Origin of the sequence: Novosphingobium naphthalenivorans NBRC 102051 (assembly GCF_001590985.1) — a bacterium.
Classification (GTDB): Bacteria; Pseudomonadota; Alphaproteobacteria; order Sphingomonadales; family Sphingomonadaceae; genus Novosphingobium; species Novosphingobium naphthalenivorans.
This window is the reverse complement of sequence record NZ_BCTX01000006.1, coordinates 88,851-107,642: the sequence shown is the minus strand read 5'-3', so window position 1 is coordinate 107,642 and position 18,792 is coordinate 88,851. Positions and strand designations below refer to the sequence as shown.

The 18,792-nt window shown below is 65.7% G+C and carries 17 protein-coding genes, 1 tRNA gene and 2 pseudogenes; 8 read left to right on the top strand and 12 right to left on the bottom strand.

Annotated elements, in window-relative coordinates; all coding sequences use genetic code 11:
• From NN5_RS03670 to NN5_RS03655, 4 genes and pseudogenes are all read left to right on the top strand, one after another.
• Positions 1–707 (top strand): annotated as a pseudogene (locus tag NN5_RS03670) (glutamine-synthetase adenylyltransferase); the annotation flags it as partial.
• Entirely contained in the window at positions 707–1,177 is a 471-nt protein-coding gene (locus NN5_RS03665; RefSeq protein ID WP_373280321.1) for a peroxiredoxin, read from the top strand. The pseudogene NN5_RS03670 and the gene NN5_RS03665, both read left to right, overlap by 1 nt.
• Positions 1,178–1,981, top strand: a complete 804-nt coding sequence (locus NN5_RS03660) for a ferritin-like domain-containing protein (protein WP_067732699.1) — start codon at positions 1,178–1,180, stop codon at positions 1,979–1,981.
• A 150-nt stretch (positions 1,982–2,131) separates the two neighbouring features.
• Positions 2,132–2,847, top strand: a pseudogene (locus NN5_RS03655) (M23 family metallopeptidase).
• Positions 2,848–2,962: 115 nt separating this feature from the next.
• Here the strand turns inward: NN5_RS03655 and NN5_RS03650 are convergent.
• Complete coding sequence (locus tag NN5_RS03650) at positions 2,963–3,802, bottom strand: LysR family transcriptional regulator (RefSeq protein ID WP_067732698.1); 840 nt, start codon at positions 3,800–3,802, stop codon at positions 2,963–2,965.
• A 92-nt stretch (positions 3,803–3,894) separates the two neighbouring features.
• Here NN5_RS03650 and NN5_RS03645 point away from each other — a divergent pair, with 92 nt between their 5' ends.
• Positions 3,895–4,863, top strand: coding sequence for a quinone oxidoreductase family protein (locus NN5_RS03645; protein ID WP_067732697.1), 969 nt, complete (start codon positions 3,895–3,897; stop codon positions 4,861–4,863).
• Between the two features lie 19 nt (positions 4,864–4,882).
• On the opposite strand, the gene NN5_RS03640 is transcribed toward NN5_RS03645, so the two are convergent.
• The 8 genes from NN5_RS03640 to NN5_RS03605 form a co-directional block, all read right to left on the bottom strand.
• Positions 4,883–5,680 carry a LytR/AlgR family response regulator transcription factor gene (locus NN5_RS03640; RefSeq protein ID WP_067732696.1) on the bottom strand — a complete coding sequence of 266 codons (798 nt, stop codon included), beginning with the start codon at positions 5,678–5,680 and terminating at the stop codon, positions 4,883–4,885.
• A gap of 47 nt (positions 5,681–5,727) precedes the next feature.
• On the bottom strand, positions 5,728–6,891 hold the full coding sequence (locus NN5_RS03635; RefSeq protein ID WP_067732695.1) for a sensor histidine kinase: 1,164 nt from the start codon (positions 6,889–6,891) through the stop codon (positions 5,728–5,730).
• A gap of 63 nt (positions 6,892–6,954) precedes the next feature.
• Positions 6,955–7,653, bottom strand: coding sequence for a DsbA family protein (locus tag NN5_RS03630; protein WP_067732694.1), 699 nt, complete (start codon positions 7,651–7,653; stop codon positions 6,955–6,957).
• A gap of 49 nt (positions 7,654–7,702) precedes the next feature.
• Entirely contained in the window at positions 7,703–9,064 is a 1,362-nt protein-coding gene (locus NN5_RS03625) for a M48 family metalloprotease (protein ID WP_067732693.1), read from the bottom strand.
• A gap of 141 nt (positions 9,065–9,205) precedes the next feature.
• Positions 9,206–10,561 (bottom strand): PAS domain-containing protein, encoded by a 1,356-nt coding sequence (locus NN5_RS03620; RefSeq protein WP_067732692.1) that lies wholly within the window; start codon positions 10,559–10,561, stop codon positions 9,206–9,208.
• 102 nt (positions 10,562–10,663) lie between these two features.
• Entirely contained in the window at positions 10,664–11,953 is a 1,290-nt protein-coding gene (locus tag NN5_RS03615) for an MFS transporter (protein ID WP_084384718.1), read from the bottom strand.
• Between the two features lie 121 nt (positions 11,954–12,074).
• The gene (locus tag NN5_RS03610; RefSeq protein WP_067732691.1) at positions 12,075–12,809 is read right to left on the bottom strand and encodes a sterol desaturase family protein; all 735 of its coding nucleotides are present in this window, start codon (positions 12,807–12,809) and stop codon (positions 12,075–12,077) included.
• 40 nt (positions 12,810–12,849) lie between these two features.
• Entirely contained in the window at positions 12,850–14,418 is a 1,569-nt protein-coding gene (locus NN5_RS03605) for a DEAD/DEAH box helicase (protein ID WP_067732690.1), read from the bottom strand.
• Between the two features lie 281 nt (positions 14,419–14,699).
• On the opposite strand from NN5_RS03605, the gene NN5_RS24950 reads away from it, so the two are divergent.
• Positions 14,700–14,888, top strand: coding sequence for a DUF1289 domain-containing protein (locus NN5_RS24950; protein WP_217998576.1), 189 nt, complete (start codon positions 14,700–14,702; stop codon positions 14,886–14,888).
• A 55-nt stretch (positions 14,889–14,943) separates the two neighbouring features.
• Here the strand turns inward: NN5_RS24950 and NN5_RS03600 are convergent, their stop codons facing one another.
• Together NN5_RS03600 and NN5_RS03595 are read right to left on the bottom strand one after the other, a co-directional pair.
• The gene (locus NN5_RS03600; RefSeq protein ID WP_067732689.1) at positions 14,944–15,444 is read right to left on the bottom strand and encodes an MmcB family DNA repair protein; all 501 of its coding nucleotides are present in this window, start codon (positions 15,442–15,444) and stop codon (positions 14,944–14,946) included.
• 47 nt (positions 15,445–15,491) lie between these two features.
• Positions 15,492–15,920: a hypothetical protein gene (locus NN5_RS03595; protein WP_245656204.1), complete on the bottom strand. Its 429-nt coding sequence runs from the start codon at positions 15,918–15,920 to the stop codon at positions 15,492–15,494.
• A 449-nt stretch (positions 15,921–16,369) separates the two neighbouring features.
• On the opposite strand from NN5_RS03595, the gene NN5_RS03590 reads away from it, so the two are divergent.
• A tRNA-Arg gene (locus tag NN5_RS03590) sits at positions 16,370–16,446 on the top strand.
• Between the two features lie 232 nt (positions 16,447–16,678).
• Here NN5_RS03590 and NN5_RS03585 read toward each other — a convergent pair.
• Positions 16,679–18,030 (bottom strand): IS3 family transposase gene (locus NN5_RS03585; protein WP_157080994.1). Its coding sequence is split into 2 segments (ribosomal slippage): positions 16,679–17,694 and positions 17,694–18,030, totalling 1,353 coding nucleotides; the frame shifts between segments, so codons are not numbered across the junction.
• 326 nt (positions 18,031–18,356) lie between these two features.
• Here NN5_RS03585 and NN5_RS03575 point away from each other — a divergent pair.
• Complete coding sequence (locus NN5_RS03575; RefSeq protein ID WP_157080993.1) at positions 18,357–18,782, top strand: hypothetical protein; 426 nt, start codon at positions 18,357–18,359, stop codon at positions 18,780–18,782.
• The last annotated feature ends 10 nt before the right edge of the window (positions 18,783–18,792 follow it).

The window sequence follows — 18,792 nt, the reverse complement described above, 5'->3', positions numbered from 1 at the left end:
GCCGTCCGCTGGGCGGTACGCACTATTACAACCGCCTGTCGCAGCGCGCGATCTCGGCGCTGTCGGTGGCGACGGCCGAAGGCGCGCTCTACGAAGTCGATACCCGGCTGCGCCCCTCGGGCACGCAGGGGCCGCCCGCCGCGAGCCTCGACAGTTTCGAACGCTACCAGCGCGAGCAGGCCTGGACCTGGGAACACATGGCGCTGTGCCGCGCCCGCCCGCTCTATGGCTCGCCGGAGGCGCGCAAGGCGCTGTGCGCGGTGATCGGCGAGGTGCTCAAGGCCCCGCGCGATCAGGACAAGCTGCGTGCCGACGTGCTGGACATGCGCGCCACCATCGCCCAGCACAAGGCGCCCAAGGGGCCGCTTGACGTCAAGCTGGCACGGGGCGGTCTCGTCGATCTCGAATTCATCGTGCACTTTATCCAGCTGCGCGAGGGCAAGGGGTTCCGGCCCGATCTGGCCGATGCGATTCGCGAACTGGCGCTGCCGCTGGGCGAAGCGCACGACGTGCTCACCCGTTTCCTTGTCGCCGCCCGCCTGCTTGCGCCCGATTCGCAAGTGCCTTGCGCCGCGGCCTGCATGGCGCTCGTGCGCGCCTGCGGCTATGAGGACTGGAACACCCTTGAAGCCGGGCTCTCGGCCGCGCGCGCGCAAGTCGCCGCCGCGTGGCACGAAGCCTTCGGCGAAACACTGGAGACGACATGATGAGCAAGCCCGCCCCCGGCGACGCATTCCCCGATATCGCGATGGAAACGCCCGATGGCGGCAGTGTGAAGGCATCGGACTTTGCGGGGCAGAAGCTCGTCGTGTTCTTCTATCCCAAGGACAATACCCCCGGCTGCACGGTCGAGAACATGGACTTCTCCGCGCTCAAGGGCGAGTTCGATGCGGCCGGCGTGGCCCTGCTGGGCGTCAGCAAGGATCCGGCGAAGATGCACCAGAAGTTCATCGCCAAGCATGATCTCAAGGCCCCGCTCGCGAGCGATGCCGAAGAGAACGGATTGTCCGACGCGCTCGGCATCTGGACCGAGAAGCAGAACTACGGCCGCACCTACATGGGCATGGTCCGCACCACCTACCTGATCGGCCCCGACGGCAAGATCGCGCAAGTCTGGGACAAGGTGAAAGTGAAAGGCCACGCCGCCGCCGTGCTGGAGGCCGCCAAGGCGCTCTGAATGCCCGCTTCCCATCGCGTTTCCGTTTCCGCCGCGATTCGCGCGGTGCTGCTCGAAAGCGATCCGCGCGCCAAAGTGATGGCTGCGCGCAAGGTGGCGCGCGACTGGCGGCTGGGGCGGCTGGCTTTCGTGTTCGATGCGCCCATGCCCGAGCAGCCGGGGCGGCCCGAGGCGCCCGAACTGCTGCCGCCGGGCCAGATGCCCCGGCGCCGCAAGGCGGGATCCGAGCGCGGGCGCATCGCCCTGTGGCACGCGATCGGGCACATCGAATTCGTCGCCATCGATCTCGCGCTCGACATGGCGGGCCGGTTCGGGGCGGAGATGGGCGAGGCTTTCGTCAGCGATTTCCTCTCCGTCGCGGCGGACGAGGCGATGCACTTCGCGTTGATCGAGCGGCACCTGCATAGGCTGGGCAGCCACTACGGCGCCTTGCCTGCCCATGCCGGCTTGTGGAGCGCCGCGCACGAGACGCGCCACGATGTCGCGGCGCGGCTGGCGGTGGTGCCGATGGTGCTGGAGGCGCGCGGTCTTGACGTCACCCCCGCCACGCTCGAACGGGTGCGCGCGGCGGGCGACGAACGCGGCGCACGCATCCTTCAACGAATCCTTGACGATGAAATTCGCCACGTCCGTTTTGGCGCAAATCATTTCGCCGACGTTGCCAAACGTCTCGGCGCGGTAAACGGTGAACTGTGGAAAGTACTGGTTTCCCGCCACTTTCGGGGCACGCTCAAACCGCCGTTCAACGACTCAGCGCGTCTTGCAGCCGGTTTATCGCGGGATCTTTACCATGGGGTTGCCTGAACGAAACATGACGGCATAAGTCATAACTCGCGAGACGGCGGGGGGTTCCGACCATCTCCAACAATAACACCGGACGGCTTTTCGGGGGCCGTGTCCTGGAAACAAACGTCGTGCCTGTCGCGGGTTTCGGCGAATAACAAGGTATTGCGAGTGGTCGTAACGAAGTCTTTCGCCAAGTTCCGCGCAGTGACCGGTGCATTCGTCGCCGCGGGCCTTACCATCGCCGCCCATCCCGCGATGGCCAACAGCGCTGCTGCTTCCGCCGATATTTCCGCCCCGCTGCGTGCCGCCCAGTCGGCCAATCAGTCGGTTTCCGGCGGTGAGGACGAGCAGTTCCGCAAACTCTTCAGCTCCTGGCAGAACTTCGAGGAAACCGGCCTCGCCGTCTCGAAGGCCAAGCCGGCCGTTTCGGGTGGCCTCGCCGGGGTTTCCATCCCGTCGCGCAATCCGCTTGACCGCGATGTGATGACCAGCAGCTTCGGTATGCGCGAGCATCCGGTTCTGGGCGGCCGCCGCGCGCACAAGGGCATCGATCTCGCGGCGCCGGTGGGTACGCCGTCTATGCGCCGGCCGATGGCGTCGTCGGCCGCGCTTCGTGGTTCAGCAGCTACGGCCTGTTCATCGAGCTCGAACACGGCGGCGACATGGAGACCCGCTACGGTCACCTTTCGCGCCTCAACGTGGCCGAGGGGCAGATGGTTCACAAGGGCGACGTGATCGGCTTCGTCGGCACCACCGGCCGTTCGACCGGCCCGCACCTGCATTATGAAGTCCGCGTCGATGGCGTGGCGGTCAACCCGGTGCCCTACATGCAGTCGACGGCCGGTCTGGCCGCGGCCGAGGCGGAAAAAGCCAAGGGCGGCTGATCCAGAAAGTTTCAAGCCAAGGCAAAGGATCCCGCGGTTACAGACGGGGCCGGCCCAGCAAGGTTTGGAGAGGGAGGAAGAGGCGGTCCGCAAGGGCCGCCTTTTCTAATTGGCGTCAGCCCCTGGCGAAGGCCGTGCGCAGGTGTTGCGTTACGGCCTGCACTGCGGCGTTCCGCCTGAGGTCGGAATGCACGACCAGCCATATGTCCCGCGATATCAGAATCCTGCCGGGCGTAGCGGGCGCGAGGCTGCTGTCCGGCGCGGCCATGAAGTCCGGCAGGGCCGCGATCCCCATGCCTGCCCGCGCCGCCGCCTGCTGGATTTCCAGCGTGCTGGCGTGGAAGCGGAAAGGCCGCTCCTTCGCGAAGGCGGTCAGCGCGGCCTGCTGCGGCGCATCCGCCATGTAGCCGATGAAGTGCCAGTCCCGTTCGGCATGGGCTGCGAGATAGCCGGGGCTGGCATAGAGCCGGAAATCCATCCGGGCCAGTTTCGCAATCGTCAGGTCGCCGCCTTCAGGGCGGGTCAGGCGAATGGCGATGTCCGCCTCGCTGCGATCAAGCGCGGCGGCGCGGGCTTCGCCGATGATCTGTACGGTCAGATGCGGGTGCTGCCGCTGCAGGTCTGCCAGCGGAGGGCAGAGCATCGCTGCAGCCAGCGCCGGTGGCGCGCTGATAGTGACGGTTCCGGCCAGATTCGAACGCGCCCCGTCCGCCGCTCTCCGTATCGCCTGTGTCTCGCTCTCCACCCGCTCGGCAAGCATGGCGATTCGCTCACCCTCGCGTGTCAGCGTCCACCGGCGCCCGCGCCGGTCGGCCAGTGCCAGCCCCAGGTCTTCTTCCAGCGAAACGATGCGGCGTGCGACGGTGGCATGTTCGACTCCCAGCATCCGCGCGGCGGCGGATAGCGAACCCGTCGAGGCCAGTGCCCGGAAATAGCGCAGGTCGTCCCAGTTCATTCGATAATTTCTTCCCGGATATGGGGAAGAAATAGGGAATTTATTGCCCAAACCGCAAGTGCCAGATCTCCGCACCGGAAACGGAGGTTACCATGGACAGGAAGATTGAACTCGTCGCGCCGGGCGGCATCGACAAGCTGAGGCTGGCCGAATGTGTGCCGCAGCAGCCCGGACCTGGCGAAGTGCGTGTACGCCATGAGGCGATCGGCGTGAACTTCATCGACATCTATCAGCGCACCGGCCTCTACCCCTTGTCGCTTCCGGCGGTGCCGGGTGTCGAGGGCGCGGGCGTGGTCGAGGCGGTAGGCCCAGGCGTGGAGGATACCATGCCGGGCGATCGTATTGTCTATGCCGGCGTCCCGGGCGCCTACGCGTCCACCCGGTTGCTGCCTGCCTGGCGTGCGGTCGGGCTGCCCGGCGACATCGTGGCGCGGGACGTGGCGGGCTCGTTCCTGCGCGGATTGACGGTGCATATGCTCCTGACTCGTATCTGTCCCGCCGGCGAGGGGACGGTGTTGCTGGTCCATGCCGGTGCAGGCGGGCTTGGCACGGCACTGACGCGCTGGGCCAAGCACAGGGGGCATACCGTGATCGCCACGGTCGGTTCGGCGGCCAAGGCGCGGATTGCGCAGGCGAACGGCGCCGATCACGTCATCGTCGGGCGCGACGCCGACTTTGCGGGTGAGGTTGGCCGCCTGACCGGCGGTGCGGGGGCGGACTGGGCCGTCGATGGCATTGGCGGCGAAACGCTGCGCAAGACGTTTGCCTGCGTCAAACGGTTCGGCCGGGTGGCCTCGGTGGGGCAGGCGGCCGGGCCGATCCCGCCGGTCCCGGTCGAAGAGCTCGGTCCGGTCCGCTCGCTGTCGCTCTCACGCCCCAGCGTCATGGCCTATGCGGCGGAACAGGATACCTATCGCGAGGCCGCGGGCGCGGTCATCGATGCCATCCGCAAGGGTATCGTGCCGTGCGCGGGTACGGCGTATGATCTGGCGGATGCGGCGCGGGCGCAGGACGATCTCGAAACGGGGCGGACGACCGGAAGCTGCGTGCTCGTGCCCTGATCCGGACAGGAGCCTGCCTTCAGTGCACGAAGCGCGCGATCACGTCGCGGTAGGAGCGCGAGACTTTCACTTGCGCGCCCGATTCGAGAATCAGGAAGCATTCGCCGTTGGTGTGCGGTTTGACCTGGCGGACCTGGTTGAGGTTGACGATGGTCGAGCGGTGGACGCGCTGGAACACGCGCGGATCAAGGCGGCGTTCGAGGTCCTTCATCGTCTCGCGCAGGATCAGCGAATTGTCGGCGGTGCGGATGCACATGTAGTCGCCGGCGGCTTCGATATGCTCGATGCTGTCCACGTCGATGCGGAAGATCTGGCCGCGGTCCTTGATGTTGATGAGCTTTTCGTAGCGGTCGGCGCCGGCATCGGCTTCCTCGGGCATCTGGTCGATGGCGTCGGGCGCCACTTCGGCCAGCACCGTCTTGAGCTTTTCGGCTTCCTCGGCCGAGCGCTTTTCGGCCAGGCGCTGGCGCACGCGGGCCAGCGTGTCGTCGAGCTTGGTCTCTTCCACCGGCTTCATCAGGTAGTTCACGGCATTGGCCTCGAAGGCGCGCACGGCGTGTTCCTGATAGGCGGTGACGAAGACGAACAGCGGCGGCTCGATCTCCATCACGCCCTTGACCACCGAGAAGCCGTCGAAGCCGGGCATCTGGATGTCGAGGAAGACCAAGTCCGGCTTTTCGGTCTTGATCTTGCGGATCGCCTCGCGCCCGTTCGAGCAGGTATCGATGATCTCGACGTCGGGATATTTCTCCAGCCGCAGCTGAAGTCCCTGGATCGCCAGCTTTTCATCATCGACAAGGATCGTGCGAATGGTCATCTGTTCAGGTCTCCGGGCCGCATCAACGCGTGGCGGCCCCTAAAGTTTCATCGCGCTGCCAGGGCCGGCTGGCGCAGGATTTCCGGATGGTCCTCGACGGGTTCGCGGCGTTCGGCCGGCAGCTCGATCACGACGGCGAAGCCGCCTTCCACCGGCTCGATCGTCTCGAAGCGATGGTTGTCGCCATAGGCCTGCACGAGCCTGTCCCGAATGTTCGAAAGGCCGACGCCGGTGGATACCGGCTCGCCTCCATCGTAGGTCATGCCCGATAACCTGTTGTCGGTGGTCGGACTTTGCAAGCCCGGCCCGGTATCCGAGACGGTGATGCGAAGCATGGACCCGATGAGTTGCGTGGTGATCGTGATCTCCGCGCCCGATTCCTGCGCGCTGACGGCATATTTGATGGCGTTTTCGACGAGCGGCTGCAGCAGCAGCGAGGGCAGCAGGCAGGTCTCGGTCGCCGGGTCGATCTGGAAGGTGGTGCGCAGCCGCTCCTCGAAGCGCATCCGTTCGATGTCGAGGTAGAGCTTGAGCGTGTCCACTTCCTGCGCGACGGTGACGCGGGCCGAGGGCTTGTTGACCAGCGTGTAGCGCAGGAACGAGGACAGGCGGCTGAGCATGGCATTGGCCGGCTCGGTCTGCTTGAGCAGCACCAGCGTCGAGATCGAGTTCAGCGTGTTGAACAGGAAGTGCGGGTTGAGCTGGTAGCGCAGCATCGCGAGCTGGGCGCTGGTGGCCTGGTTTTCCAGTTGGATGAGCTGGTCGTTCTGCTCTTCCACCTGCAGGTAGAAGTTCACCATGTAATAGAGCGCGGTCCAGGCGCCGAGCAGCGTGGCGTCGAGATAGAACACGCCGAGGAACAGCTGGGTGAAGCTCGCCTCGCTGTCGGTGCGCCACAGCGACCAGACCCAGGCGTCGATAAAGGCGTGCAGCGCCACCGCGAAAGGCAGGACCAGCGCGGTCAGGCCCCAGGTCACGAGCGCGCGCCGGGTAATCAGCGCGCGGTAGATCACCGAGAGCACCAGCGAGATCGAAAAGCCGGTGATCGTCGCGATCAGCACCAGCACCAGCGACGTCAGCGGCTGGTTGTTGGCGATCAGCGACATCGTGCGCAGCAGCATCGCCCCGGCCCAGCCCGCCGTCTGCAGGCGCCAGAACGCCTGGTCCTTGTTGGCGAAGAACGGGATGGGCTGGATCGGCAGGACGCTCATGGCGATGGTTTAGCCGAAATCACGCCGAAGCTGAAATGCCGCAGGTGCCATGGGCCCGGGTTTTCAACCTCCGCGCGCTTCCTGCACGGCCTTCGAGAGCTGGTCCATGCCCACCGCGCCCGAGATCAGCCGGTCGCCGGCGATCCAGCTCGGCGTGCCGGAAAAGCCCAGCCGGCTGGCCAATTCGAGGTTGCGGTTGATTTCCGCCTCGACCGTCGGGCTGGCGGCGACCTTGCGGGCGCGGTCCATGTCGAGGCCCACTTTCTGCGCCACCGCCTCGATCGTCTGCGGGTCGAGCTGGCCGGCCGCGAACATGGCGTCGTGGAAGGCGGGGTACTTGCCCTGCTCGGCCGCGGCGAGCGCCATCTTGGCGGCGTCCGGGCTTTGCGGGCTGATGATCGGCAGTTCGCGCACGACGATGCGCAAGTCCGGATTGTGGGCGATCAGGCCCTGCACGTCGGGCAGGCTCTGGCGGCAGTAGCCGCAGGCGAAATCGGTGAATTCGACGAGCGTGACTTTGCCGTTCGGATTGCCGAGCACGGCGCCGGGGAAAGGTGTTTCGACCGTGGAGCGCACCCCGGCAAGCTGCTGCGCGTTCTGCCGCCGCTGCAGTTCGTCCATCGCCTGCGGCAGGATTTCCGGGTGCTCCATGATGTAGTCATGCACCACGTGTTCGACCGCCTTGCGTCCGCCATACCAGCCGCCCGCGCCGACCAGCGCGAGACATCCGGCGATTACTGCGAACTTCGTGCCATTACCCATGCGATTTCCTGCAATTGTTCCTGCGGCCCGGCGCGGGCCATTTACGGCTCTAGCGCCGCTTCTTGTCGCGCTCCAGTGCGGCGCGCGCCTGCATCTCGATATCCTGCGCGCGCAGCCAGTCGGGCGAGCCGGTGGCAAGGCCCGCTTCGGCCGCCTGCGCGCTGATCAGTGCCTCGTTCATATTGCTCGAAAGCACTTGCTGCTCGGCGCTGGCCAGCCGCGCGCGCGGCATGTCGCCATTGGCCGCATAGATCGTGCCGAGCTGATACCAGGCGAAAGGATTTTCACGGTCGCGCACGACGGCGGCGCGCAGCACGCGCTCGGCTTCCTTGTAATTGGCAGGGTCCTCGGTCGCCATCAGCGCATGGCCGAACAGGGTGGCGATCAGCGGCTGGTTGCCGGTCATCTGCGTCGCCCGCCGCAAGGGGACCAGCGCTTCGCCCGGCTGGCCCGATTCGAGCAGGATCTGGCCTTGCAGTTCGAGGAAATAGGGATCGTCCGGATCGATCGCGATCAGCGCCTCGGTCTCGGCGCGCGCGTCGTCCAGTTTGGACTCGCGGTTATAGGCATAGGCGCGGGCATAGTGGGCGGGAACCGAATTGTCCGTCAGCGGGTATTTGCGGAACACGTCGCGCGGTTCGGCAAGATAGCCGTAGAGCTTCGCCTTCATCCGCACGAAGCGCTTCTGCAGGCTGGCATCGTCCGGCTTGTTCCATGCGGGATCGTGCTCGTAAGTGTCCTGCAGGGTGGCGATGCGGTCGCTGGTGAGCGGGTGGGTGCTGTAGAACTGGTTCTGGTCGCGCTGGCTGTAGCCATAGCGGTATTCCAGGTTCTGCAGTTTCTCGAAGAATTCGACCGAGCCGCGTCCGCTGATGCCGGCGGCTGAAAGATACTTGGCCCCGGCCGCGTCGGCAGAGGCTTCCTGCGAGCGGCTATAGGCAAGGTACTTGCCCAGCGCCGCCTGCTGCCCGGCCATGATCACGCCCATTGCCGCCTCGCCGCCGCCAGCCGCCGCCGCTGCTGCGCCGAGCAGCAGGGAGAGCAGCGAAACGCTGGTGGCGCTCTTCGCACCCTGGTTGAGCACGGCGTGGCCGCCGGTGACGTGGCCCAGTTCGTGCGCGATCACGCCCTGCACTTCGGCTGCGGTATCGGCCTCGTTGATGAGGCCGGCGTTGACATAGACGGCCTGCCCGCCCGCCACGAAGGCGTTGACCGACGAATCGTTGACCAGCACGATATCGACATTGGCGGGGTCGAGTCCGGCGGCCTTGATCAGCGGCGTTGCCATGTCGTGCAGCAGCGCTTCGGTTTCCGCGTCGCGCAGGATCGACTGCGCCGCCGCCGGTGCCGCAGACCAGCCGAGCAGCGCCAGAAACATGAGGATGAAGGCGGAAATTCGCAGCTTCGGCATCGTGCCTCTTGGGACCTCACGGCCTTAACCGGTGCTGAAGCGCCGCGCCGCCCGCCAAGGGTAGGGACGGCGCGCGCCGTTGCAAGAGCCTATGACGCGGGGCCTATGATGGCGACCTTCTGTCGTGAGGGCCGGGCGCGCTCAGTCGAGCAAGTGCCGGGCCGCGCGGTCGAGCAGGGCTTCGTCGCCCGATACTTCGCCCAGCAGCACCAGGCGCCCGTCGTCCATGCGCCGCGCGACAAGCACGGCGAACTCGTTGCCCTGCGCCACCGAATCGAACGAACGCGGTTCGAGCTTGCGCAGGCCTTCCACCAGATCCTCGTGGCCGGTCCGGGCGCGGGTGGGCTTGTCCCCTTCGGCGCGGCGCAGGCGGCGTTCCTCCGCGACAAGGCCCTTGAGCCCTCCGGAGGTTTCCGTCAGCAGCGCGCCCAGCGCGCCGCGTTCGATGCCCAGCCGCTGGCCGTGGGCGATGACCGTGGAGAATTCGGTGAGGCGGGTCTTGTCGTAATCGGCGCCGAAGACGAGCTTGACCAGCGGGATCAGTGGAGCGCGTTCCTGCACTTTCAGCCCGGCGTCTTCCACCAGCTCGGCGAAATCTTCCGGCGCTTCCGCCGCGGCCAGCGCGAAATCGTAGGCCCGGCTGACCGCTTCGTAGAGGGCCCGGCGCGAACGGTCCTCGCTGCTGCGGGCATTAAGCGCCTCTTCGCGCGCGGCCGCGAGCCAGTCGCCGAGCGACAGGCTTCCGGCTATTTCGGGAAGGGGGGCATCGTCGAAATAGTCGCCGTGCATGCCGAACTCGGCTGCCGGCAATTCCACCGGCGCGTAGTCGTGATCGGGCTGGCCCAGGCCGAGGTCCGCAGGGCCGTCGGCCCATTCGCTCATCGCCGCTTCGCGCAGCATGGCCGGGCGCGCATCGACCGCCTCGTCGACCTGCCTCATCAGCGCGTCGGTGGCGGACTGGTCGGCCAGTTCCTTCCAGTTGATGACGCCGTAGATGTAGTCGATCGCCGTGTCGTCACGCGAGAACGGCAGCAGGATCCCGCGATAGAGAATCGTCACGCCGCGCTGGTTGACGAATTCGGCCTCGAATCCGATCGGCGCCTGATTGGCGAGGATCTGCATGTAGTGGTCGGTAATGCGCGAGAGCAGCGATCGCGCGGGCACGTCGCTGAGCCGGCCGATGTCGCCTTCGGCGCCGCATTCCGCGGCCAGCTTCGATCCCAGATAGCCGATGGCCGGGTTGTCGATGCCGCTGGTGAAATCGAGCAGCACCGAGTGCGGGCCGAAATCATGCAGCTCTTCGGGGTGAAGGGCCGTGATGTCGGGGAAGGTGCGGTTGTCGAGCAGGCTGGCCCAGAAGTTGTAGGCGCGCACATGCATGCGGCGCTCGTCCGCACCGACCGCGGCGGGCGGCGTTCCCGCGCCCGTGTTGTCCAGGTCCGAAGAGACCCCATCGGTCTCGTCCTGACCGGAAAACTGACCACGCAACGTATCCATGCGGCTTCCCCATAAAACCTGTCCTGCCCATTTTGGCGCAACATGGTGAATTAATGTTTAAGTTGCGCTTGCGCGGCGGTCCCGATGGGGAAGGGGGGATTTTCAGGTGTGTTTGAGAACGCCTTCGCCGGGGCGCGGCAGCGGGGCGACCACTCTCAGCACCGCGAACGAGACAATCAGGAACACCGATCCGGTGTGCAGCGCGAAGGGCAGGCTCTTCCAGTCGGCAAGCGCGCCCCAGGTCCAGGATCCCAGCGCCATGCCGCCGAATGTCACGGCCTGGTAGATCGACAGGCACCGCCCGAGGATATCTTCGGGCGAGCGCATCTGCACCGCCGTGTTGATCGTCGTCAGGATCCAGACCCAGCCCATGCCGGCGGCGAAAGCGGCGGGCAGGGCGTAGAGGACATGGTCGATTTCCGCCACCAGCGAGAGCGAACACACGGTCATGGCGGAGCCGAGCGCGAGAATGCCTTCCAGCCCCAGCTTCCTGCGAATCGTGCCGATGGTCGGCGCGGCCAGGATCGAGCCGATGCCGAACAGGCCCAGCATCAGCCCGAAATCGAATTCGGACCCGTGCATCTGCGTGCTGACCACGGCCGGGAGCAGCGACTGGTAGGCAGCCAGGCTGAAGCCGAGTGCCAGTCCGCGGATCAGGATGCGGCGCAAGGGGCCGTTCCCCGCGCAATAGCGAATGCCCACGGCTACGGCGGGCAGGATCGGATGACGCTCGATCTTGCGCGCTTCGGGCCGCCACCACAGCAGCACCGCGATCAGGCCGATATAGCTCACGGCATTGATCGCGAAGGCGAACGAGACGTTCCAGATCGAGATCAGCAGCCCGCCCAGGGCCGGACCGATCGACCGGGCGATGTTGAACGAGATCGAATTGAGCGCGATCGCCTGCGGCAGTTCCCTGGGATCGACCTGCTGGCGCACTGAAGCCTGCCAGGCCGGGGAATTGAGCGCAGTGCCTGCGCCCACCGATAGCGTGAAGGCCAGCAGCAGGAAGGGTGTCATCCATCCGGCATAAGTCAGCGCCGCGAGCACGGCGGATACGGTCAGCATCCCCACTTGCGCGGCCAGCATCACGCGGCGGCGGTCGAAATTGTCGGCAATGGCGCCGGCGAACATGCCCAGCAGCATGATCGGCATGGTGGCGGAAGCCTGCACCAGCGCGACGAGCTGGTGCGAGGGCGTCAGCTCGGTCATCAGCCAGGCCGCGCCGACCGATTGCAGGGTCGAGCCGATGTTGGAGAACAGGTTGGCGATCCAGATCGCGCGGAAGACCGGATAGCGGAAGGGGGAGAACGTGCTGCCGGGCGGCGGTGGAACCAGCCCCGCTGTCGCCGTTTCGACGATCTCCTCTACGATGTCTTCCTCGCGTGACACCCGGCCCGCCTAAGCGGAGCGGAGAGCGGCGGCAAGCCCGGCCGGACCGGATTGGGCGTTCGAACTGCCATTTGTCCGCCGTCCCTTGCGATCAGGTGCGATCAGGTGCGATCAGGTGCGATCAGGGGGCGGACAGGCCCCGGTCCGTTCCGCACACGTGATCCCAGAACCGGAAGTAGAGCCCGTAATTGCACTGGTAGCTCTCATGGTGCCGGTGGTGGTGGCTGGCGGTGATCAGCCAGTGGCCGATGCGCGAATGCACCAGCCGGCGCGGGAACAGTTCCCAGCCCATGTGATTGGTAATGCCCATCACCGTCATGATCGTGAGCAGGAGCCCCAGCACGGCAACGTGAACCGGCACGAGGAACACCAGCGCCGGGATCACCACGGCGCCGGTAACGGCCTCGACCGGGTGAAAGCTCATGGCCGCCCAGGCCGTCGGCGGGCGGCTGGCGTGGTGGACGGCATGGGCCATACGGAACGGCCGGGGCCAGTGCATCCAGCGGTGGGTCCAGTAGAACCAGGTATCGTGGAGGAACAGGCAGGCCAGCAGCGATGCCGGCATCCACCACAGCGGATAGGCCGCCGGGTCGGTGTAGATCCGCGTCCAGCCGTGCTCCCGCCAGCCCCATGCGACGAGGCCTGCGGGAACGCCGTAGATCGCCGCAGACAGCAGCGACCAGCCGATTTCGCGCCGGATCTGGCGGTCCAGCCCCTCATAGAGGCCGGGCCGCACTTTGCCGGTGATCCACGCGAACAGGCCCGAGGTCAGCAGATAGCGCAAGCCCACGATCGCCGTCATGGCGGCGGCGGAAGCGGCGATTGCCCACAGGCCCGGACCTAAACTCGCTGGCATCGGGCCGCCTTATGGCGCGGCAGGACGCGGGAGGCCAGACTTAGCCGGTGCGGCGCACCTTGTTCTTGTGCGCGCCCATGCCCTTGGGGCCGCGCGGACGGAAACGGCGCTTGCGATCGCCGCCGTCCTCGCTGCCCTGATCTGCCCGGTGGTCTGCCCGGTGTTCGGGGCGGTGTTCGCCGTGAGAGGCCTCGTGGCGATAGCGTTCGCCCTGGGGCCGTTCGCCTGCGGGACGATCATGGCGGCGTTCGTCGCCACGCTGGCCTCCACGCTGGCCGCCGCGGCCGTGTTCCTGGTCCCGGCCATGGCCCTGACCGCGTCCCTGGCCCTGCTGGCCCCTGGGCTTGCCGGAACCCGGCTTGCGCTCGCCCTGGCGGCGCTCGCCCTGCGGCTGGGCCGGGGCCTTGCGCGAGGGAGCGGGCAGGCGCGCGGCCTGCTTCTGGAAATCCTCGGGCAGCGGCAGCGCTTCGAGCTTCACGCGGGTGAGGCGCTCGATATCACGGATATAGGGCTTCTCGTCCGGCGCGACGAAGCTGATCGCCACGCCGTCGGCGCCCGCACGCGCGGTGCGGCCGATGCGGTGGACGTACTGCTCGGGCACGTTGGGAATCTCGAAGTTGTAGACGTGGCTCACGCCCGAAACGTCGATGCCGCGCGCGGCGATGTCGGTAGCGACGAGAATGCGCACGGTGCCCTGGCGGAAGCCGCCGAGCGCGGCGGTGCGCTGCGCCTGGCTCTTGTTGCCGTGGATCGCGGCGGCGGGAATGCCGGCGGCGGTCAGATGACGCACCACGCGGTCGGCGCCGTGCTTGGTGCGGGTGAAGACGAGCGCGCGGTCGATCGCGCCGTGCTCGGCCTTCTCCGCCGCATCGGGGGCAAGGCCCTCGCGCAGGCGGATGGTCAGCAGCGCCTGCTTCTCGGCCTGGTTGATGAAGGTGGCGTACTGTTCGACGCGCTCGGCCGTGGTCGACTGCGGCGCGACTTCGACCTTGACCGGGTTGTTGATGAACTGCTTGCCCAGTTCGGCAATCGCCTGCGGCATGGTGGCCGAGAAGAACAGGCTCTGGCGCTGCTTGGGCAGCAGCGCGGCAATGCGCTTCAGCGGCACGATGAAGCCGAGGTCCATCATCTGGTCGGCTTCGTCGAGCACGAAGATCTCGACATGGCGCAGCGTCAGCGCGCGGCTGTCGATCAGGTCGAGCAGGCGGCCGGGCGTGGCGACGAGGATATCGGTGCCGCGCTCCAGCGCACGCGCCTGCTTGCCGGCGGGGACGCCGCCGAACACGCACTGGATCGAGAGGTTCAGGAACTTCGCATAGCCGCGCATGTTGTCGGCGATCTGCGCCGCCAGTTCGCGGGTGGGCGAAAGCACCAGCATCCGGCAGCCGGCGTTCTTGCGCGGCTGCGGATCACCGGCGAGCCGGTGCAGCGAAGGCAGCGAGAACGCGGCGGTCTTGCCGGTGCCGGTCTGCGCGATGCCGAGCAGGTCGCGGCCTTCCAGCAGCGAAGGGATCGCCTTGCGCTGGATCGGCGAGGGGTCGGTGTAGCCCTTGGCTTCGAGCGCGCGGAGAATGGGCTCGGCAAGGCCAAGTTCGGAAAAATAGGACATACGTCACTTTCAATAAGTGCGGAGCGCGCGGGGCTTCTGGTCCGCGCACACGGCAAGGTGTCGTTTCGGGCGACCCTGCGTGAAGAAGGAAGCTTGGGTTCAAGGACAACCGCTCGTCCGGGCCGGTCTGGCGGTATCCGCCGAAACCCCACGCTGCTCTCGGATTGCGGCGAAGCTGGGCCTCGCGCGCCGGTTGCTGGCAGGTCCTCTAGTGTGCATTGCACCATAACGCAAGAAAATTGCGCTTGCCTGCCATGCCCGGCCCTGCTGAGAGGCGCGCGATGGCTGGCGTTCCCTCTCCCTGCACCCCTTCGCCCTGTACTGGCGTGTGCCGGATCGATCGGCAAACCGGCTGGTGCCTGGGATGTCGCCGCACCCTGGACGAAATCGCAAGCTGGCGGGACATGAGCGAGGAGGAGCGCCGGACGGTCGCGGAGCGGCTGACGGCGCGGAACCTGGCCCGGACCTAGGCGGCTCCTGCAGGCAGTGCCTGCACTATCGCCGTGCGATCGCGCCGCAAAGGTATCAGCCCTGACCGCCCCATTGCTGCGTGTGTGCGTCGCCCAGATTTACCAGCCGCCGCAGCGAAGCGCGGGCAAGCCGTTCGACCTCGACCTTGCGGCGGGCCGCGGCAAGCTGGCTCAGCGGCGCGGGGCGCAGGATTTCCGCGTCATAGCCGTCCGCGACAATCACGCCGCAGCGGTCCGGAAGGAAGGCTTCCGTTTCCAGCGGCGCCCTGTCCAGTTCCGGGGACAGGCCCCAGTAGAAGCGGTCGCAGTAATCAAGATAGTCGGTCCACTTGCCATCGCCGAGCAGGTCCGCCCGGCTCACCTTGATCTCGACAATGATGACGTGGCCCTTGGCGTCGATCCCCATCAGGTCCGCCCGCCGCCCGCAACGCAGCGGCATTTCCGCAAGGCACCAGATGTCGTTGCGGGCAAAGAGCCGCCCGATTCCGCGCGCAACATCGGGCGCAGTGAAGCTGGCAAGGGAAGAGCCGGAAAGGGGAGAATCAGCGTCAGCCATGCCCCATCATAGGAACATAGCAGGAACGATCAAGGCCGATTCGGCGGTCAGGCCACCTGGCAGGGATCGCCGGGGCCGGCCGGGGCAAGGTCCAGCACCGCGTCGCGTGCCGCATTGAACTCGCGCCACAGCGCCTTCGCCGCCCCGTGCGGCTCAGTTCCGTGCCCGATGGCGGAGAGCAGGGCGGCAAGCCCGGCTTCCATCAGCGCGGAGAGATCCTCGATGCCCTGCTCGGCCATGGCGCGCCGGCTGTTCCCGGCACTGCGTATCGCGGCGGGGAAATCGCGAATCCCGGCCGGGCGGGGCCCGGTGTCCGCACCGGCAATGGCCGCGACGACATCGGCCGCATCATGGAGCGCAGACCACTTCAGGCCGAGCGTGCCGGCCGATTCCGGTTCGCACGGCGCACATTCCTGCCCGCCGGCCGCCATGCCGGTCAGGTTCATGCTGTCCAGATTGTTCGGAGTGACGTCCATGACGCCCCAAGATAGTGCGGCGCGCCTTGCCAATTCCCTAATGACGCCAATTCCCTGACGGCGGGGGGCAGGGAAACATCTGGCGGGGCAACAATATGCGCTGGAACGGGGATGGCGATGAATTGCCGCTGGAAACCCCCGCCGTGCTCTGCTAACCGCCCCTCCACTGCACCCGTAGCTCAGCTGGATAGAGCGCTGCCCTCCGAAGGCTGATGTCAAGGGTGCTGTGTTTCGAGTATAATGAGGAAAGACGCGTAAAGTCCGATTGTTAGGTTGGCCTCAGCAGAGCGCTCAAGTTCGATATTTTTCCGCGTAAGCGCCGCGTAAGCAGCTTCCGGAAAAGCACAGCGGATTCGGGCGTAGCAATCCAGCGAGCTGGCTGAGGCTTTGAGAATGATTTGCCGAATCTGTTGACCTGTAGAGGTCGGTCGGACTAGGCAATGTGAGATGCGCCCGTAGCTCAGCTGGATAGAGCGCCACCCTCCGAAGGTGGAGGCCACACGTTCGAATCGTGTCGGGCGCGCCACTCCTCTCAAGGTTGGCTTGAGGTGTGAGCGATTGCTCACCGTTTTGCTTTTCTCAGACTTGCGGCACATTGCGCGGACGCGTCCCGAGAGAGCCTGAAGCGGGCCTCATGAGTTTTCACCGACAATGCTGAGGCGCCTTTAGGTCTGTCTTGAGGCCTGTTCGTCGTCAGATAATTTGAGACTGATCAGGCGTTTCGAGAAGAGAGGCTCTGGCTCATCAGGGGTTAGAGTTTAAGCTGCCTGCAGCCGATGCTGCAAGCGACGGGTTGCGATGGTAGCAAGCTTGATGCGTCTGCGTTCTGCGAGGATGGTCTCCGCTCGGCCGAAGTAGACGTCGGCTGGTGTGACGTTTTCGATGCTCTCATGATAGCGAACTTGATTGTAGTGCTCGACGAAGGCGCCGATCTGTCGTTCGAGATCGCCTGGTAGATAATAGTTTTCGAGCAGAATGCGGTTCTTCAGGGTCTGGTGCCAGCGCTCGATCTTGCCCTGGGTTTGCGGGTGATACGGTGCGCCCCGCACGTGCTGCATGCCCTTGTCTTTGAGCCAGTCGGCCAGATCGCCTGCAACATAAGACGCGCCATTGTCGCTGAGCAGCCTCGGCCGGTGCGCAACGGTGATGTGATCAAGGCCCGATGCCGCCAGCGCCTGATCGAGCGTGGCGGTGACGTCGGAGGCGCACATCGTAGGACCGAGCCTCCACGCCACGATGTAGCGCGAGAAGTCGTCCAGCACCGTCGACAGGTAGTACCAGCCCCAGCCGGTGATCTTGAGGTAGGTGAAGTCCGTCTGCCAAAGCTGGTTGATCGCGGTGGTCTTGTCCTTGAACTCGTTCGCCGCCTTGATCACCACATAAGCCGGGCTGGTGATGAGGTCATGGGCCTTCAACAGCCGATAGACCGAAGCCTCCGAGACAAAGTACTTTCGTTCGTCGGTGAAGCGAACGGCCAACTCCCGCGGCGAGAGTTCAGGAAGCTCCAGCGCCAGGTCAATGATCTGACGGCGGACATCGTCCGGGATGCGATTCCAGACGCGGTCGGGACGTGAGCGATGGTCCGCCAGCGCTTCAGGCCCGCCTTCGCAATATCGGTCATACCAGCGGTAGAACGTCGAGCGGGAAACGCCGAGTTTGTCCAGCGTGCGCTTGGCTGGCAGATGTGACTGCTCGACCAGCTCGATGATTTCGGCCTTCTCGGATGCGGGATATCTCATGCCTCGTCCTCCCCATCCCCGTTCATGCTTTTTTTAAGCAGGCGGTTCTCCAGGGTGAGATCGGCCACGACCTCCTTCAAGGCGATGGCCTCGCGACGAAGATCCTTCACCTCGCCAGGCGTTGCGGCTCGCGCAGTGTCACCGGCCAATCGGCGTTTGCCGGCCTCCAGGAACTCCTTGGACCAGCCATAATACATCGAGGCGGCGATGCCTTCCCGGCGGCACAACTCGGAGATGTTCTCCTCGCCGCGCAGTCCTTCCAGCACGATGCGGATCTTCTCCTCCGCCGAATACTGCCGACGCGTCTGGCGCCGGATGTCCTTCAGCACTTGTTCTGCGGGCGCTTTGCCCGGTCCGGATTTCTGTCTCATCTTCGCTCCTTACGGCTACGATGAACCAGAAATCCTCCCTTCGGAAAGTCCCTCAATTTGTCTCAGGGGGGCTGACGGGGAACATCTTGAGGCCAAGCGACCGTGCCGAATGGCAGGCTCGCTACGGTTCGCGGGAACGTCGGGTCGCGAGTCCCGGGCTTACAGATCCGGTGTGGCAAAGTGCGGTAGGACGGTGGGAGCGGCAGGGCGAATCTGATCGCTTATGCATGCTTGATATCATAATCGGATACCGATATCGTTGCCCGATTATGAGATGGGCTGAATCCGTTCTTTCGCTTACGAAAACCGATGCGTCTTGGTGGCACATGCCTTCGCGCATGTTGATCGGCTTGATGCTTGTTATTCCCTATGGAAAGCGTCTTCCGGAGCTCCTGACGGTCTGCGACTGCGGTCCCGCGTGTGGTCAGTCGGTGAGAATCCTATGCGCTGGCATCGGTGTCGCCGAAATTGTTCTCGGCGGGAGTTTGATCGTGGGTGCACTCGTTCGCTTAGCCGGGTGGCTGGCAGTTGCCGATTTCGGCGCGCGAGCGCTCGCGGGGTTTGCGGCTTCTTTTGTGGGTGAGGGGAGCACCGTGGCGGGTATCGAGGCGTACGGCGATTGGGTGTGGGGCGCGGTGTACCTTGGCGCTGTCACGCTGCTGCTTGATATCATCGGTGTCGGCGGAGGAAAATTCTCCTTGGATCGCGTGATCTATGAATGGTTGCACCGCGGTTTCAAACGGGCTCCTTGAGCCGGTCCGG